Genomic DNA, 16,792 nt, shown 5'->3' with positions numbered 1-16,792 from the left:
GCTCAGTCGGAGAAACCTGTATCGAGCGCCAGTTCTTTCTGGCGTTGTTCCGGCACTCCGTCGACGACGGCTGTTTCAAGGCGCAACGGCGGCAGCGCCTGTTCCACCGCTCCCGGCAGCAACGGCCCCTTGATCCGCGGCCCCGAGCCTATACCCGCGTCCTCGTTCGCCTCGGGTCCGTTCAAGGTGATGCCGTTGGCGTCGAGCTTGATGAAGTGCGCGCCGACCTTGAGGGTGAGTTGCTCTCCCGCGTCGATCACCACCTTGTCCCCGGCCCGCAGGTGGATCTCCTGCCCGGCCTCGATGAAGTAACCCAGCCCGGCCTTTACCTGTTGGCTGCCAGCGACCAGCAGGCTGTCATCGCCTTTTACCTCGACGCGGCGGTCCTGGTGAACGGTGTGGTGTTCCTCGGCCTTGAGCTCGCAGTAGCTGTTGGCTTCCACGCACTCATGTCGTTCATGGCCGACCGTGACCGAGAGATTGCGCTCGATGTGTTGTTGCCAATCGCGCTGGGCATGCAGGTAGATCTGCTCTTCGCCCTTGCGGTCTTCGATACGCAGCTCATTGCTGCCACCACCGCCAGGGCTGCTGCGGCTCTTGAACACGCTGCGGGTCTTGTGCGCCGGCAACGGGTAGGTCGGCGGATGGCGCTGATTGGGCAGGCAGCCAGTGATCAGCGGCTGGTCGGGGTCACCTTCAAGAAAGGTCACCAGTACTTCCATGCCGACGCGGGGCAAGGTCACGGCGCCATGACCGGGCCCGGCCCAGCTGGAGGCTACCCGTAGCCAGCAACTGCTTTGGGCACCGGTTTCGTCCGAGCGGTCCCAGTGGAACTTCACCTTCACCCGGCCATATTCGTCGCAGTGGATTTCTTCGCCGGGCGGGCCGGTGACGATGGCGCTCTGGGTATTGAGCCGACGGGATTTGCGCGCTTGCAGCGGTGGACGGAAGAACACCTCCCAGGGGGTGGCGAGAAAGGTATTACGGTAGCCTTGGCGGAAATCGCTGTCGGCACGGCTTTGGTTCGCTGCCAACTCCTCCAGCACCTGCGGCTGCTTGCCTTCGTGGGTCAGTTGGGTCAGTAGCCAGAGGGTGTTCCAGTCTGGCTGTGGATGTTCGGCCAGGAGCAGGAAGTGCCCACTGGCCAGTTGGGGTTCATTGCTCTTGCCCGACGCCCGTCGGCTGTCGCTTCGATGGCTTTCCAACTGGCGACGATTGAGCTGCCGGCCGTGTTCGTCGCGGTGGTAGCGACCGGGATAACGGTAATCTTCAAGGTCCGGCTGCGGCAGGGAGTGGAGCACGCAGGCGCTGTTTTCCAGCCGGGCACCAGGTTGTTTGAAGTCGTAGTCGCGCAAGGTTGCCCGGGTGCTGCGGGTTTCCAGGTGCAGGTCGAAGGACTGGATGCAGGGCCGTTGCGCGACCATCCCGCTGTCAGGTCGGTATGGCACGCTGTCGAGCAGTTGGCGGAAATAGGTCTGGTCGTCGCCAAAGGCAAGGTGATGGCCCTGCGCACTGTGCTGGAAGTGATAGTGCAGGCCGTCCTCTTCACACAGCCGCTGGATGAAGTCCAGGTCGGACTCGTTGTATTGCACGCAGTATTCGCGAGCGGGGAAGGGATTGGCGAGATTGAAGCTGAAGGCATTGCTGAGGATGCCATGGTCCTTGAGCACTTGGGCGATGATCTGCGGCACGCTCCGGTTCTGGAAAATTCGCTGGTTGAAACGATGGGCCAGATAGGCCAGTTGCGGCACCAGCGTGAGCTGATAGTGGGTCCAGCGCTGGCCGGTATCGCCCTGGCCGATGCCGTAGATCTGGCCGTGAATGCCCGCGCCGTCGTTGTTGAAGGCGAGAAAACCCTGCCGATGCAGCAGCTCGTCGAGGTTGAGGTCCGGCTGCCGGCTGACCAACTCCAGTTCGAAGCGGTAGGGTTGGCTGATAGCTTCCGTACCCTTGAACGCCAGGACTTCCAATCCCTGTTCGAAGTCCGGAAGAGTGAAGGTAAAGCGAGGTGCCGAGGTGAACATCCGTTGTGCCTCCTGCAAGGGGAATGCACGAAGTGTGGACCCGTCGGTGGTAGTGTTGAACGCAGGAAAACAAAATCAGAATGGGGCTACAGCGCCCTATGTTTGAGGGCTGTAGGGCAGTGTAGGGGGAAGGGAATGAGCCTCGCAGGAAGTTGGATCAGCAGCAGATAAAAACAGGCTCGCGCTCAACACATCTATGCCATCTTTATGTATATAGGAATTTATACATGAGAGAGAAAAATGACATTCAATCATTTCAAATTGTTTCGTGGAAAATGTTTCTGAATGATGGCGAGTCCTACAAGAGAGTCGCAGTCTAGAGCTGTTGCTTTCAACGGTGCACTATACATGTTGTGTGAACTGTCTTACGTGTCGGCTTTTTCAGGGTGAGTTAAACTATCCCTGTCCCGTGTTCAAGAATTGACAAAATTGATGGTGTCTATCTAGATTGGAATTGTCCAGCACTCGCTCGGACAAAATAAAAACCAATAGTGGAGATATACACATGAGCGCGAAAAGTGCGAAAGGGTTTTTCAAAAAAAACCAACAGGCGACTAGCCGAGTCAAGGAGTTCGGCACGAGAGCCTGTTGGTAAGGTGGGCTAAAAATATTGCGGCTAAAAATAATTAGCCGCAATATCAATGATAAAATTAAGAGTCGGAAGGTATGATGATGAATATCCTCACCGCAGACTTGCTTCCTTTTAATATGCAGTACCCAATTTATAATTTTTTCTTTCCTGCTTCCGGTGTTGTCGTTGAAGATCATGTAGATGTTGAAAAAATCCTGTCCGTCGCAAATGGAAACGCTAGAAAAAGGGCGTTGTATATGCATATCCCATTTTGTGACACGATTTGTTCATTCTGTCCATTCACTCGTGGCCGCGTTAGCGATGTGAACATCATTGAATTGTATGTTCAGGCACTGATTAATGAGATAGAAATAAAGAGCGAGTCCTTACATCTTTCCAGTGTCCCCATCAATGCAGTTTTCTTTGGCGGTGGTACCCCCTCCATAATGTCAGCTGAGCAAATCACTCGGATCGGTGACGTCCTGCATCGAAATTTTGACTTGACAAAGGTCAAGGAGTTTTCATTTGAAATAGAGGTTAAAAGCCTCACCCCAGAAAAAGCCAAAGCCATGCAAAGAATGGGAGTGACTCACCCAAGATTCGGCCTGCAAACGTTCTCAAAAAAATGGCGTGATCTCTTTACACTCACCGCCACGCTTGACCAAATTAAACGTAGTGTTGATATTTTGTCTGAGCATTTTTCTACTGTGTCATTCGATATTCTATATGGTATGTCTGGGCATACTGAAGAAGAACTGCTTTCGGATTTGACGCAGGCGTGTGATACCGGAGTCAGTAATATTGATGTCTATCCCATCGACAATATTATGACCCAGCCATCACTGCACAAGGCATTAAGTGTGCTGAATCATTCCCCTACGTCAGCGACCAGAAAATTCACGATGAACATGTTGGTAGACGGCTATATGCGCTCAAGGGGCTATATGCCTCACAATGGGCATGGGTATCGTAAGGTCGGCAAGGGGAACATTAATCAGGATGTGGTCTACACCGGCTACCGATTTGAGTATCACGAACATGTGTATGGTTACCAAGACCATGACCTGATTGGATTTGGTGCAGGCGCTATAAGCAGTCTGCAGGGCGCCAAGTTAATCAATACCAACCTGAGAAGTAAGTACATATCTCAGCTTGCAAGGCCGAATAATATAAAGGATACATTTCAGGTGTGCAAACACGGTAGTGAGTTGGATGCACTGCGGCCGCTGGCGTTAAGGCTGCCATATTTTGGATCGGTCGATAAAGACAGGCTTTCCTTTCAGTCAATGATGCCGGAAATCAAAGATAAGGTCGTTTCGCTTGAGCAGGCGGGGCTTGTTACTGAAACTGAAACGCAGTATGTGCTCACCAAGACCGGTTGGTATAATTACGTAAATGTAATGTATTACCTGTTGCCTGCTATTGAACAGCAAGCCATGGATGGTTTTATCGCCGAACAGCTGGATGGCTCAATACGCGATATTTCCGAGGGTGAAATATTTTTCAGGTCGGCTTAGCGTGTCCTATCAAGCTAAACCTTTCCCAATGTGAAATGATTTAGAGAGGGGATGTTTAACATGAGTACACTTCATGCGACATTTCTGGGGACTCACATATTTGGCGAACTGACAGGGCTGGATTTTGACCGGTTGAACGATTTGCCTTTTCTGGAAAAATCGTTGATTGACTCAATATCGGCGGGTGGTGCCACTGTCTGCGGTCATCTCTCCAAGCAGTTTTCCCCCTGTGGCGTTACCACATTGGTTTTGTTGTCGGAGTCTCATGCGTCTATCCATACCTATCCTGAGTGTGGTGGTCTTTTTTTCGATATTTTCACCTGTGGTAACTGCAAGCCCGATTTGATTCTTGAGGCGTTTGTCAGTCGGTTGAGTCCCGGGTCTGTTCGCAGGTCTATCATTTTTCGAGGTGATGAGAAATATTCTGAATAAAGCCGTCGGTCTCAGTCAATATTAAGTTCGGTGATGAAAACCGAGGTGTAGGGATGCATAGCGTAATTTTTAATAAAAAAATATTTCCGCTTTCTTGTTCGAGTTTGATATCGAAGACTGGTGACTTCGCCTATGAGGTTGCATTCGCTCTTATCGCAATTGAGTTGCTTTCTTTTGAGTTTTTCTATCTTGGAATTATCTATTTTTTCAGGTTTATACCGTATCTTTTGTTTGGTCCCGTGGGGGGCTGGTTGGCAGATGCTTTTCCTCAGAAATACAATATGCTGGGCAGTGATTTTTTGCGGTTTGTTATCGCAGCTATTCTGTATTTTATTTATATAAGTGGAGGGCTTAGCATATATATACTGGTCATAAGCTCAATGGCCATGACCATCGCTAGAAGCTTGTTTCAGCCTAGCTTCCGTGCGTATCTACCCTATGTTCTTGAAGAAAGAGATTTGCCGGCGGGAAATAGCCTTCTCCAATTGATCGAGGACGTAGCCTCGATACTCGGGCCATTAATCTGTTCCCTGATAATCGCTTCAAGCGAAAAAAGCAATGTGATTTGTTTTTATGCCGTGAGTTATCTGCTGTCAATAATTTTTTTATTGTGTTTGCAGGTGAGTCGTCCGGGCAAGCACAGCAGTCATTTTTCATGTTCAGTCGTTTTTTTGGAGGCGCGAAATACGCTTGTTGATATATGCACGCGAAATCAAAACCTTTTCATGGTCGTGGCGGGTACATCAGTATGTGTCTTGTTTGTCGCGTCGTTGCTAAGATTTGTATTGCCAGCATCTATTATAAGCATCTATGGCGATGAGGCATTGGTGGGCTATATTTTTTCGCTGATGTCATTTGGTACCGTACTGGGGAGCTTGTGTTATACGTGGCTCGTGCGGTGCACGACGCCGATACAATTGATGAAAGCCTGGATGGTATATGGGTTTCTATTTTTGATGGTCTCAATTGTTATAAAATTTCATCTTGCCAGTGTGTTTGTGGTTGTGTTTTTTCTTGGTTTTTCTGGTGCGATAGTCGATATATCGATCATTACCAATATTCAGACACTTTCAGTCAAGGGGGAGTTAGGTAAAAACTATGGGATCTATTCGACCATTGCCAATACCTGCGAAGCCGTCTCGGGGCTTTTTTCAGGTGTGTTTTCATTGCTGGTCGGAGGGGCATCATTTTCCATAATTTCCTTGTTGATCACTTTGGCCGCCAGAGCAGTGATTTTTAAAATAAAAAGGATAGAGCATGAAAAAGAAAAATGAGTTTGAAACCATCGAAAGCCCCAGAATATCAGAGGTTCTGTTACCGCCTTTTTTTAGCGCGCTGACTCGATATGTTTCAAGGGGGAATATTACATTTGCTTGCCCAGGTCATCAAGGAATCGATTTTTTTTCTAAACATCCGGCAGGGCAAGAATTTATTGAGTTTTTCGGAGAAAACCTATTTCGATCCGATGTGCCACATGCCGATCCTGTGCTTGGGGAGTTGCTGAGCCATGGAGGGCCTCCCGGAGACGCTGAAGTACATGCGGCGAGTGTCTTTAATGCAGACAGAACTTATTTTGTTCTTAATGGAACATCAGCCTCGAATAAAGTCGTCGCGAACGCTCTGCTCACCCCGGGAGACTGTGTTTTATTCGATCGCAATAATCACAAGTCTTGCTATCACGGGGCATTGATTCAAGCAGGGGCGACACCGGTCTACCTAGAGGCCGCTCGAAATGCGTTCGGGCTTATAGGCGGCATACCCGAACATTGTTTTGATGAGCGTTATCTGCGAAATAGACTTAAAGCGGTTGCTCCTGAACGAGCGGAGTGGCGTCGCCCGTTTCGATTGGCTATTCTTCAGTCTGGTACATGGGATGGTACTGTTTATGATGCACGAGAGGTGGTTAATAAAATAGGCCATTTGTGTGACTATATACTGTTTGATTCAGCATGGCTGGGGTATGAGCAGTTCATATCCGTCATACGTGACTGTTCCCCTCTTTTGTTGAGCCTGGACGAGGAAAGTCCCGGCATTATCGTGACGCAATCAGTTCATAAGCAATTGGCCGGTTTTTCCCAGGCCTCTCAAATCCACAAAAAAGATGATCATATTCAGGCACAGGTTCGATACTGTCACCATGATCGTTTTAACAACGCTTTTATGTTGCATGCGTCAACGAGTCCTTTTTATCCGCTGTTCGCATCTCTTGATGTCAATGCGAAGATCCATTCGCAAGGAAGTGGTCAACGGTTATGGATGGAGTGTGTTCGCCTCGGGATTGAGGCGCGTAAAGCCATTTTTTCTGCTTGCGAAATGATAACCCCATTTGTACCACCTTGTATTGAAGGTATACCTTGGCAAGATTACGGCACCGATACGATTTTGAACGATGCGCGTTTTTTTGAATTTTCTCCCAGTGAGCAATGGCATCACTTTGTCGGGTATGGAAGGGGGCAATACTCCATTGATCCCTGTAAACTGCTGCTGACGACTCCAGGCATCAACTTGAGCAGCGGGGAATATGAAGACTTTGGCGTACCTGCCACGATACTTGCGCACTACCTGCGAGATAAAGGTGTTGTTCCAGAGAAAAGTGATCTCAATTCTATCGTTTTTTTGCTTACGCCCGCAGTGGGGGATGCCAAAATTTGCACGCTGGTCTCCAGGTTGCGCGAGTTTGAATTTCACATAAAGTCCAACTCACTGCTCATTGATGTTGTTCCTTCGGTTTGTCAAGAGGAACTGACACGCTATCAAGACTACAGAGTCGCTGATCTTTGTCAGGAAATGCACCTTCTGTATGCTCGTTTTAATTTCAAGAAATTGCTGCGTGATATGTTTAGTGAGGCCCATTTTCCACGTGTTGTCCTGTCGCCCTATGAAGCGAATCTCCAACTGGTTCGTGGTCATGTTGAGCTTATTCCTTTAGCCACTGCGAAGGGCAGGGTTGCCGCAGAGGGGGTGGTTCCTTATCCTCCAGGAATTATGTGTATTGCGCCCGGCGAGCAATGGGGTGACGCTGTGCTGGACTATGTAATAGCGATTGAGACGTTTATGAATGCCTTTCCGTATTTTTCACCTGATATACAAGGTGTGCATAGACAGGTTGAAAGCGACGGTAAGCAGTGCTTGTATGGGTATGTTGTCAAGTCCTGATGTACAGCTGCCATGAAAGGACAGCTCGTGAAACTTTCATTCAACATGTAGACGGATTTTACTCTGGCGCGTTGTGAATGATTTTCTGAATTAATAATCCTCCCCACGCTCGGTAATATCCTTCTCCACAGGGGGCGCATTGGGATCCTGGCCAGCCGGAAATTTCCCCTTGAGATTCCAGGCAAAGGCGATGATCTCGGCGATGGTCCGGTACAACTCCTCCGGAATACTGTCGCCCAACTCCATCCGGGCCAGCAGTTTCACCAGCTCGGCATTCTCGTAGATCGGTACTTCATAGTCGCGGGCCAGCTTCAGGATGGCTTCGGCCAGCTCCTCGTCGCCCTTGGCGGTGAGAGTCGGGGCTTGTTGGCCGTCGTACTTGAGGGCAATGGCCTGGCGTGGGGTGTTGGGATTCTTCATGCGGTTTCGTCAACCCAGCGTTGGTCCAGTCGGGTTTGCTTGCCCTGGGGGGGCGTGCCCTGATGGCAATCGAGGTCGCTGACATTCAGGCCCGAGGCCCGCAGGCGTTCACGCAACTCGCCCAGTTGGCTGGCGATCAGGCTGGCGGTGTAGGGACGTTCGGCCCATAACTGGCTGGACAGGCTGCCCCGCACCAACTGTGCCTGGACTTGCAGCGGCCCCAGCGGTTCCAGGTCAAAGGCCAGCTCCACTCGCCACAGTTGTTCCTTCTGCTCGCGCTTTTCGCGTTTTTCCTGCTCGGGTGGCGGCTCCTTTTCCTCATGCTGGATCTTGATCTGCAAAGGCACGATGTCCTGCAGGTTGCGCATGGGGATTTCCAGCTGCCAGGTGGTCTGCAGATTGCCCTCGGGGGTGCGCCCGGTCTGTTCCAGGCTGGAAAGCTGATGGCTTTGCAGGCGCGAAACGGCGGCCGCGGCCAGGCGCAGGAGGCCTTCCAGGTCGCCATCGTCGGTGAGGCTTTGCAGCAGGCGCGAGGGCAGCGGAAAGCTGATCGGCTGGGTCGGCTCGCCGACCTGGCCGAGGGTACCCAGGGCGCTGCGGACAAAGCCCGGGAGCGTGCGGGCGAGCAGCGCGCCGGCGGCTCCGGGGTCGAAGTTCGGGCTGCCGGGCAACTGCGGCATGATCTGGGCGATCAGGCGCAGCAGGTTGCTCTTGAGGTCGGGGGTCAGCGCCGGATTCTGCCCTTGCAACAGATTGGCTTCGAGAAACAGCCCGCTATTTTGCAGGGCCTGGGCGAGCCCTTTGGGGTTGCTCAACTGATTGACGTCAGGCAGGTCCGCCAGCAGGGTGTTGATGGCCGTGCGCAGGTCTTCGGGCAGCTCGGCGTTTTGGGACAGGTTCTGCAGCGTACTGACCAGGCTGTCGAGCGAGCCTTGGCGACCTTGCTGGGTGACCAACTGCTGGGCCACCGCCAATTGGTCCTGGCGGGCGGCCAACGGCACCAGGCTCAGGCTTTGCGCGTCCCGCACCAGGGCGCTCAGCAGGCTGCCGATACGCAGCGGCTGCGGGCTGTCGAGGGTCAGGGTGGTGCCGCTCAGGACCGTGTTGAGCAGGGTCACCAGCGAGCGATAGACCGCCGGTTGTCCGGGTGTCTGTGGCAGTAGCTGGGCGGTCATGACCTTGCCTTGCAGCAAGGTGCCAACCGGCAGTTGCGTGGTATCCAGGCGGGTCAGGGCGGCGATGCTGGCACTCAGGGCCTGTTGCACGGTGATCGCCAGGTTGCCGGGCGTCGGTTGGGTCACGGCGACACTGGTGCCTTGCGGCAGCGGCAGGTTGCTGTTGACCTGCACGGTGGTCTGGCGACCGCTGTCGGTGGTGACCTTGAGCAGCATCTGGAAGGTCTGGTCGGTTTGCTTGAGCGAGAGGACTTCGGCCTCGGCACTCTGCCCGGGGGCGATCAGGCCTTCCAGCGGCGGCGTCAGCTGCAGCAGTTCGCTGGCCAGTTGCATCGGACGGCTGTTGGCCGGGATCAACTGGGGCAGGGGGAGGATGTTGATTTCGCCTGTCATCGGGTCGCAGCCTGTCGAAATAGCCCTCTTTGGAGTAGGGCATCGCATGTATAATGCCGCCCATCTCCGAAAGTGTGTCCAAAATAGCGCAAAAATTGACACAGCTCTGTAGGTCGAGCTGCAAAAGCATTTATTCTGCTTCACTTTAACGGCTGCGCCCGTGCCGACTTGAACTGTAAAAAGGCCTCGATTATTTGACCAGCCCTCTTCTAGAAGCCTTGGCGCTCGCCTGTGAACGGGACGGGCGGATGCTCTTCGAGCACCTCGAGTTGCAGCTGCGCCCCGGCGACCTCTTGCAGATCAGCGGCCCCAACGGCAGTGGCAAGACCAGCCTGTTGCGCCTGCTGGCCGGTCTGATGCAGCCGACCGCCGGGGAAGTACAGCTTGACGGGCAGCCGCTGAATGCCCGGCGTAGCGAGCTGGCCCGCACCTTGTTGTGGATCGGCCATGCCGCCGGGATCAAGGACCTGCTGACCGCCGAAGAGAACCTCAGTTGGCTCTGTGCCCTGCATCAGCCGGCCGGGCGCGAGGCGATCTGGCAGGCCCTGGCGGCGGTCGGGCTGCGGGGTTTCGAGGATGTCTCCTGCCATACCCTGTCCGCCGGCCAGCAGCGCCGCGTCGCCCTGGCCCGGTTGTACCTGGACAGCCCGCCGCTGTGGATTCTCGATGAACCCTTCACCGCCCTGGACAAGCAGGGGGTCGCCCAACTCGAAGAACACCTGGCCGGCCATTGCGAACGCGGTGGCATGGTCGTGCTGACCACCCACCACACGCTGACCCGGGTGCCGGCCGGTTACCGTGATCTTGACCTGGGACGGTGGGCCGCATGAGTGTCTTCGGTCTGTTGTTCGCCCGTGAAGCGCGGCTGTTGTTTCGCCGTCCGGCGGAACTGGCCAATCCCCTGGTGTTCTTCGCCATTGTGATTGCGCTGTTCCCGTTGGCGGTCGGTCCCGAGACAAATATGTTGCAAACCTTGTCTCCAGGGCTGGTCTGGGTGGCGGCCCTGTTGTCCGTCCTGCTCTCGCTGGACGGGCTGTTTCGCAGCGATTTCGAGGACGGATCCCTGGAACAGTGGGTCCTTTCGTCGCACCCCCTGGCCCTTCTGGTTTTGGCCAAGGTACTGGCACACTGGATTTTTTCCGGTCTGGCCCTGGTTCTGCTCGCGCCTTTGCTGGCGCTGATGCTCGGATTGCCCACTGCTTGCTTGCCGGTGCTGTTGTTATCGCTACTCTTGGGTACGCCGGTACTGAGTCTGCTCGGTGCGGTGGGGGCGGCCCTGACGGTGGGATTGAAACGTGGTGGCCTGTTACTGGCCCTGCTGATCCTGCCTTTGTATATCCCGGTACTGATTCTTGGCAGCGGGGCCTTGCAGGCCGCGTTGCAGGGCATGCCGGCCACCGGTTACCTGCTTTGGCTGGGCAGCCTGGCCGCCCTGGCGGTGACCCTGACACCTTTTGCAATAGCGGCTGGCCTGAAGATCAGCGTCGGCGAATAATGAGGTCTGGTCGGTTGATGACCAGCGAAGACCCTGGATGTACCGTGATGAACTGGACTTGGTTTCATAAGCTGGGCTCGCCCAAATGGTTCTATGGCATCAGCGGGCGCCTGCTGCCCTGGCTGAGCGTGGCCGCCGTGCTGCTGATCGGCACCGGCGTGGTCTGGGGCCTGGCCTTCGCGCCGCCGGACTACCAGCAGGGCAACAGCTTTCGCATCATCTACATCCACGTGCCGGCCGCCATGCTGGCCCAGTCCTGCTATGTGATGCTGGCGGTCTGCGGTGTGGTGGGGCTGGTGTGGAAGATGAAACTGGCCGACGTCGCGTTGCAATGCGCCGCGCCTATCGGTGCCTGGATGACCGCCGTGGCCCTGATTACCGGGGCCATCTGGGGCAAGCCGACCTGGGGCGCGTGGTGGGTCTGGGATGCGCGGCTGACGTCGATGCTGATTCTGTTGTTCCTCTATTTCGGCCTGATCGCCCTGGGCAACGCCATCACCAATCGCGACAGCGCCGCCAAGGCCTGCGCGGTGCTGGCGATTGTCGGAGTGATCAATATCCCGATCATCAAATACTCGGTGGAGTGGTGGAGCACCCTGCACCAGGGCTCGACCTTCAGCCTGACCGAAAAACCCGCCATGCCTGCTGAAATGTGGCTGCCGCTGTTGCTGACGGTGCTGGGGTTCTACTGTTTCTTCGGCGCCGTGGTGCTGCTGCGCATGCGCCTTGAAGTACTCAAGCGCGAGGCCCGGGCCAGTTGGGTCAAGGCTGAAGTCCTGAACGAGCTGGGGGTGGCTCGATGAGTTTTGCCACCTTCGGCGATTTTCTCGCCATGGGCCATCACGGCCTGTATGTCTGGTCGGCCTACGGTATCTGCCTGGCTGTACTGGCCTTGAACGTCGCGGCGCCGATCCTGGCTCGGCGGCGTTACCTGCAACAAGAGGCGCGTCGTCTGCGCCGGGAGAATGCCAAGTGAACCCGCTGCGCAAAAAGCGCCTGATCATTATCCTCGCCATCCTGGTCGGCGTCGGCGCCGCCGTGGGCCTGGCCTTGAGTGCACTGCAGGAAAATATCAACCTGTTCTACACTCCGACCCAGATCGCCAATGGCGACGCCCCCCATGGCACGCGGATTCGCGCCGGCGGCATGGTGGAGAAGGGCTCGCTGCAACGTTCCGGCGATTCGCTGGACGTGAAGTTCGTGGTCACCGATTTCAACAAGTCCGTCACCATTACCTATCGCGGCATCCTTCCGGACCTGTTCCGCGAAGGGCAGGGCATTGTTGCCCTCGGCAAGCTGAACGCCGATGGCGTGGTGGTGGCCGATGAAGTGCTGGCCAAGCACGATGAGAAATACATGCCACCGGAAGTTACCAAGGCGTTGAAAGACAGCGGTCAATCCGCCCCGACGCAAGCCAAGGAGGGTTGATCGATGATTCCTGAGTTGGGCCATCTGGCCATGATTCTCGCGCTGTGTTTTGCCCTGGTGCAAGCCATCGTCCCGCTGTTCGGCGCCTGGCGCGGTGATCGCCTGTGGATGAGCCTGGCGCGGCCGGCGGCCTGGGGGCAGTTTTCCTTTCTGGTATTCGCCTTCGGGGTGCTGACCTACGCCTTCATGACCGATGATTTTTCCGTCAGTTATGTCGCCAACAACTCCAACAGCGCCTTGCCCTGGTACTTCAAGTTCAGCGCGGTATGGGGCGCCCATGAAGGTTCACTGCTGCTCTGGGCCCTGATCCTCGGTGGCTGGACCTTTGCCGTGTCGGTCTTCTCCCGGCAGTTACCCCAGGTGATGCTGGCCCGGGTATTGGCGGTGATGGGCATGATCAGCACCGGCTTCCTGCTGTTCCTGATCCTGACGTCCAACCCGTTCTCACGGATCCTGCCGCAGATTCCGGCGGACGGTCGCGACCTCAACCCGTTGCTGCAGGACGTCGGCCTGATCGTCCACCCGCCGATGCTCTATATGGGCTACGTCGGTTTCTCGGTGGCCTTCGCCTTTGCCATCGCCGCCTTGCTTGGCGGGCGTCTTGATGCCGCCTGGGCGCGCTGGTCGCGGCCCTGGACCATCGTCGCCTGGGCGTTCCTGGGTGTAGGTATCACCCTTGGCTCCTGGTGGGCCTACTACGAACTCGGCTGGGGTGGCTGGTGGTTCTGGGACCCGGTGGAAAACGCCTCGTTCATGCCCTGGTTGGTGGGTACGGCGCTGATCCACTCCCTGGCGGTCACGGAAAAACGCGGGGTGTTCAAGAGCTGGACCGTGCTCCTGGCGATTGCGGCGTTTTCCCTGAGCCTGCTGGGAACCTTCCTGGTGCGTTCCGGCGTGCTGACCTCGGTGCACGCCTTCGCCTCCGACCCGGCGCGCGGTGTGTTTATCCTGATCTTCCTGCTGTTCGTGGTCGGCGGTTCGCTGACCCTGTTCGCCCTGCGCGCGCCGGTGGTGAAAAGCCATGTGGGCTTCAACCTGTGGTCGCGGGAAACCCTGCTGCTGGGCAACAACCTGGTGCTGGTGGTGGCGGCCTCGATGATCCTGCTGGGCACCTTGTATCCGTTGGTGCTCGATGCCCTCAGTGGGGCCAAGCTGTCGGTCGGCCCGCCGTACTTCAATGCCTTGTTCATTCCGTTGATGGCCTTGCTGATGGTGGTGATGGCGATCGGCGTGCTGGTGCGCTGGAAAGACACCCCGGTGAAATGGCTGGTGGGCATGCTGACCCCGGTGCTGTTGGGCAGCGTTGCCCTGGCGGTGGTGGCCGGGCTGGTCTATGGCGATTTCAACTGGGCGGTGCTGGCGACCTTCCTGCTGGCGGCCTGGGTGCTGCTGGCCGGGGTACGCGACATCCTCGACAAGACACGCAACAAAGGCCTGATCAAGGGGCTTCCGAGCCTGACCCGCAGCTATTGGGGCATGCAGTTGGCGCACCTGGGCATCGCGGTCTGCGCCCTGGGTGTGGTGCTGTCGAGCCAGGAAAGCGCCGAGCGCGACCTGCGCATGGCGCCGGGCGAGTCCATGGAACTGGGCGGCTATCACTTCATCTTCGAAGGCGCCAAGCATGTCGAAGGGCCGAACTTCACCTCGGACAGAGGCACGATCCGGGTGATTGAAAACGGCAAGGAAGTGGCACTGCTGCACCCGGAGAAACGCTTGTACACCGTGCAGCAATCGATGATGACCGAAGCCGGGATCGACGCCGGTTTCACCCGCGACCTCTATGTCGCCCTCGGCGAACCACTGGAAAACGGCGCCTGGGCGGTACGGGTACACGTCAAGCCGTTCGTGCGCTGGATCTGGTTCGGCGGTCTGCTGACCGGTTTGGGCGGTGCACTGGCGGCCCTGGACCGGCGTTATCGGGTCAAGGTGAAAAGCCGTGTGCGTGAAGCGCTGGGCATGAGTGGAGCGACTGCATGAAGCGTTGGTTGATGGTATTGCCGCTGGCGGCGTTCCTGGTGATGGCGGTGTTCCTCTATCGCGGCTTGTACCTCGATCCGTCCGAGCTGCCGTCGGCGATGATCGGCAAGCCGTTCCCGGCGTTCGCGTTGCCCGACGTGCAGGGTGACAAGAAGCTGACCGTGGCCGACCTGCAAGGCAAGCCGGCGCTGGTGAATGTCTGGGGGACCTGGTGCATTTCCTGCCGGGTCGAGCACCCGGTGCTGAACAAGCTGGCCCAGCAAGGCGTGCTGATCTATGGCGTGAACTACAAGGATGACAATGCCGAGGCATTGAAATGGCTGAAGGATTTCCATAACCCTTACCAGCTGAATATCCGCGACGAGCAGGGCACCCTGGGCCTGGACCTGGGGGTGTACGGCGCGCCGGAGACCTTCTTCATCGACGCCAAGGGCGTGATTCGCTACAAGCACGTCGGGGTGATCGACGAGACGGTCTGGCGTGAACAGCTGGCGACGGTGTATCAGTCGCTGGTGGACGAGGCCCGACCATGAAGCGCTGGTTAGCCGCGGTCGTCCTGGGCCTGAGTCTGGTTGGCGTGGCCCATGCCGCCATCGACACCTATGAGTTCGCCAACGACGCCGAGCGTGAACGCTTTCGCGACCTGACCAAGGAACTGCGCTGCCCCAAGTGCCAGAACCAGGACATCGCCGATTCCAACGCGCCGATTGCCGCCGACCTGCGCCGAGAGATTTTCCGCATGCTCGGCGAGGGCAAGGACAATCAGCAGATCATCGACTTCATGGTCGACCGTTATGGCGACTTCGTACGCTACAAGCCGGCCCTGAGCGGCAAGACCGCCTTGCTCTGGTTCGGCCCGGCCGGCCTGCTGCTGGGGGGCTTTGTCGTGATCGCGGTGATCGTCCGCCGTCGTCGTGCCGAGGGCGCTGCCGCCCCGGACGCGCTTTCCGCCGAGGAGCGCCAGCGCCTCGACCACCTGCTGGATAAGAAAACCGAATGATTGATTTCTGGCTCGCTACAGGTCTGTTGTTACTGATTGCCCTGAGTTTTCTGTTGATTCCGATTTTGCGTGAACGCCGCGTGCAGCGCGAAGAAGACCGCACCGCGTTGAACGTCGCCCTCTACCAGGAGCGTGTCGCCGAGTTGCAGGCGCAGCAGGTTGAAGGCGTGCTCAGCGCCGAACAGATGGACAGCGGTCGGGCGGAAGCCGCCCGCGAGTTGCTGGCCGATACCGAAGGTGTGGCACCGGCCCGTGTCTCACGGCTGGGCAAGCCATTGCCGTTGCTGGCGGCGCTGCTGGTACCGGTGCTGGGCTTGGCGCTGTACCTGCATTTCGGCGCCAGCGACAAGGTCGAACTGACCCGCGAATTCGCCCAGGCACCGCAGTCCGTGGAAGAGATGACCCGGCGTCTGGAACGGGCGGTGGCGGCCCAGCCGGATTCGGCCGAGGGCCTGTATTTCCTCGGGCGCGCCTATATGGCCCAGGACCGTGCGGGGGATGCGGCGAAGGTGTTCGAACGTACGGTCAAGGTCGCCGGACGCCAGCCGGAGTTGCTCGGGCAGTGGGCCCAGGCGCAATACTTCGCCGATGGCAAGCAGTGGTCGCCGCAGGTCCAGGCGCTGACCGACGAAGCCCTCAAGATCGATCCGAAGGAAGTCACCAGCCTGGGTCTGCTGGGGATCGCGGCGTTTGAAGGGCAGCGTTACCAAGAGGCCATCGACTACTGGAAACGCCTGCTGGCGCAATTGCCGCCGGATGACAATTCCCGTGCCGCGTTGCAGGGCGGTATCGACCGTGCCAGTGAGAAGTTGGTGGCGAGCGGTGGCAAGGTCGCGGTCGTCGAGCGGCCTGTGGTCAAGGGCGCGCTGTTGACAGTGCGGGTCGATCTGGCGGCGGAGCTGAAAGCCAAGGTCCGGCCGGGCGACAGCGTCTTTATCTTCGCTCGTGCCACCCAGGGCCCGCCTGCGCCGCTGGCGGCCAAGCGCCTGACGGTCGCCGACCTGCCGGCCACCGTCGAGTTGGGTGATGCGGACGCGATGATGCCGCAATTGAAACTGTCGAACTTTCCTGAAGTCCAACTGGTTGCACGGGTATCCCGCGCCGGCCAACCGACGGCGGGCGAGTGGATCGGGCGCAGCCAGCCGTTGGCCAGCAGCACCGCCGCGCAACAGAACCTGACCATCGACAGCCCGGATAAATAGAG

At 57.0% G+C, this 16,792-nt stretch carries 16 protein-coding genes; 13 read left to right on the top strand and 3 right to left on the bottom strand.

Annotated elements, in window-relative coordinates; translation table 11 throughout:
* Nucleotides 1–2: 2 nt before the first annotated feature.
* On the bottom strand, nucleotides 3–2,024 hold the full coding sequence (locus M5C01_RS01280) for a type VI secretion system tip protein VgrG (protein WP_152737042.1): 2,022 nt from the start codon (nucleotides 2,022–2,024) through the stop codon (nucleotides 3–5).
* 666 nt (nucleotides 2,025–2,690) lie between these two features.
* Here M5C01_RS01280 and M5C01_RS01275 point away from each other — a divergent pair.
* Genes M5C01_RS01275 through speC form a run of 4 tightly spaced genes read left to right on the top strand, consistent with a single transcriptional unit; the run spans nucleotide 2,691 to nucleotide 7,700 of the window.
* Complete coding sequence (locus M5C01_RS01275; protein ID WP_152737041.1) at nucleotides 2,691–4,112, top strand: radical SAM protein; 1,422 nt, start codon at nucleotides 2,691–2,693, stop codon at nucleotides 4,110–4,112.
* A gap of 60 nt (nucleotides 4,113–4,172) precedes the next feature.
* Entirely contained in the window at nucleotides 4,173–4,544 is a 372-nt protein-coding gene (gene speD, locus M5C01_RS01270; protein WP_152737040.1) for an adenosylmethionine decarboxylase, read from the top strand.
* Between the two features lie 53 nt (nucleotides 4,545–4,597).
* Nucleotides 4,598–5,818 (top strand): MFS transporter, encoded by a 1,221-nt coding sequence (locus M5C01_RS01265; RefSeq protein WP_152737039.1) that lies wholly within the window; start codon nucleotides 4,598–4,600, stop codon nucleotides 5,816–5,818.
* Nucleotides 5,802–7,700 (top strand): ornithine decarboxylase, encoded by a 1,899-nt coding sequence (gene speC, locus M5C01_RS01260; protein WP_152737038.1) that lies wholly within the window; start codon nucleotides 5,802–5,804, stop codon nucleotides 7,698–7,700. Before M5C01_RS01265 ends, speC begins: the two co-directional genes overlap by 17 nt.
* Nucleotides 7,701–7,790: 90 nt before the next feature.
* Here the strand turns inward: speC and M5C01_RS01255 are convergent, their stop codons facing one another.
* Nucleotides 7,791–8,120 (bottom strand): EscU/YscU/HrcU family type III secretion system export apparatus switch protein, encoded by a 330-nt coding sequence (locus M5C01_RS01255; RefSeq protein WP_100940656.1) that lies wholly within the window; start codon nucleotides 8,118–8,120, stop codon nucleotides 7,791–7,793.
* Entirely contained in the window at nucleotides 8,117–9,688 is a 1,572-nt protein-coding gene (locus tag M5C01_RS01250) for a flagellar hook-length control protein FliK (protein ID WP_152737037.1), read from the bottom strand. Before M5C01_RS01250 ends, M5C01_RS01255 begins: the two co-directional genes overlap by 4 nt.
* Before the next feature lie 248 nt (nucleotides 9,689–9,936).
* Between M5C01_RS01250 and ccmA the strand changes: the two genes are divergently transcribed.
* Genes ccmA through ccmI form a run of 9 tightly spaced genes read left to right on the top strand, consistent with a single transcriptional unit; the run spans nucleotide 9,937 to nucleotide 16,790 of the window.
* The gene (ccmA, locus tag M5C01_RS01245; protein ID WP_247263414.1) at nucleotides 9,937–10,518 is read left to right on the top strand and encodes a cytochrome c biogenesis heme-transporting ATPase CcmA; all 582 of its coding nucleotides are present in this window, start codon (nucleotides 9,937–9,939) and stop codon (nucleotides 10,516–10,518) included.
* The gene (ccmB, locus tag M5C01_RS01240) at nucleotides 10,515–11,183 is read left to right on the top strand and encodes a heme exporter protein CcmB (protein ID WP_103499452.1); all 669 of its coding nucleotides are present in this window, start codon (nucleotides 10,515–10,517) and stop codon (nucleotides 11,181–11,183) included. Before ccmA ends, ccmB begins: the two co-directional genes overlap by 4 nt.
* 44 nt (nucleotides 11,184–11,227) lie before the next feature.
* The gene (locus M5C01_RS01235; protein WP_177101554.1) at nucleotides 11,228–11,986 is read left to right on the top strand and encodes a heme ABC transporter permease; all 759 of its coding nucleotides are present in this window, start codon (nucleotides 11,228–11,230) and stop codon (nucleotides 11,984–11,986) included.
* Nucleotides 11,983–12,159 carry a heme exporter protein CcmD gene (ccmD, locus tag M5C01_RS01230; protein ID WP_103499454.1) on the top strand — a complete coding sequence of 59 codons (177 nt, stop codon included), beginning with the start codon at nucleotides 11,983–11,985 and terminating at the stop codon, nucleotides 12,157–12,159. Before M5C01_RS01235 ends, ccmD begins: the two co-directional genes overlap by 4 nt.
* Nucleotides 12,156–12,611: a cytochrome c maturation protein CcmE gene (gene ccmE, locus M5C01_RS01225; RefSeq protein ID WP_100940651.1), complete on the top strand. Its 456-nt coding sequence runs from the start codon at nucleotides 12,156–12,158 to the stop codon at nucleotides 12,609–12,611. Before ccmD ends, ccmE begins: the two co-directional genes overlap by 4 nt.
* Before the next feature lie 3 nt (nucleotides 12,612–12,614).
* Nucleotides 12,615–14,588, top strand: coding sequence for a heme lyase CcmF/NrfE family subunit (locus tag M5C01_RS01220; protein WP_152737036.1), 1,974 nt, complete (start codon nucleotides 12,615–12,617; stop codon nucleotides 14,586–14,588).
* Nucleotides 14,585–15,121, top strand: a complete 537-nt coding sequence (locus M5C01_RS01215) for a DsbE family thiol:disulfide interchange protein (RefSeq protein WP_152737035.1) — start codon at nucleotides 14,585–14,587, stop codon at nucleotides 15,119–15,121. Before M5C01_RS01220 ends, M5C01_RS01215 begins: the two co-directional genes overlap by 4 nt.
* Nucleotides 15,118–15,588: a cytochrome c-type biogenesis protein gene (locus M5C01_RS01210; protein WP_103499457.1), complete on the top strand. Its 471-nt coding sequence runs from the start codon at nucleotides 15,118–15,120 to the stop codon at nucleotides 15,586–15,588. The genes M5C01_RS01215 and M5C01_RS01210 overlap by 4 nt, the downstream gene beginning before the upstream one ends.
* Nucleotides 15,585–16,790: a c-type cytochrome biogenesis protein CcmI gene (gene ccmI / locus M5C01_RS01205; RefSeq protein ID WP_152737034.1), complete on the top strand. Its 1,206-nt coding sequence runs from the start codon at nucleotides 15,585–15,587 to the stop codon at nucleotides 16,788–16,790. Before M5C01_RS01210 ends, ccmI begins: the two co-directional genes overlap by 4 nt.
* Nucleotides 16,791–16,792 lie beyond the last annotated feature (2 nt).

Origin of the sequence: Pseudomonas sp. MWU12-2319 (assembly GCF_023242525.1) — a bacterium.
In the GTDB taxonomy this organism is placed as follows: Bacteria; Pseudomonadota; Gammaproteobacteria; order Pseudomonadales; family Pseudomonadaceae; genus Aquipseudomonas; species Aquipseudomonas gingeri_D.
Note: the sequence above shows the minus strand (reverse complement) of the source record. Positions and strands in the feature narration are given on the sequence as shown.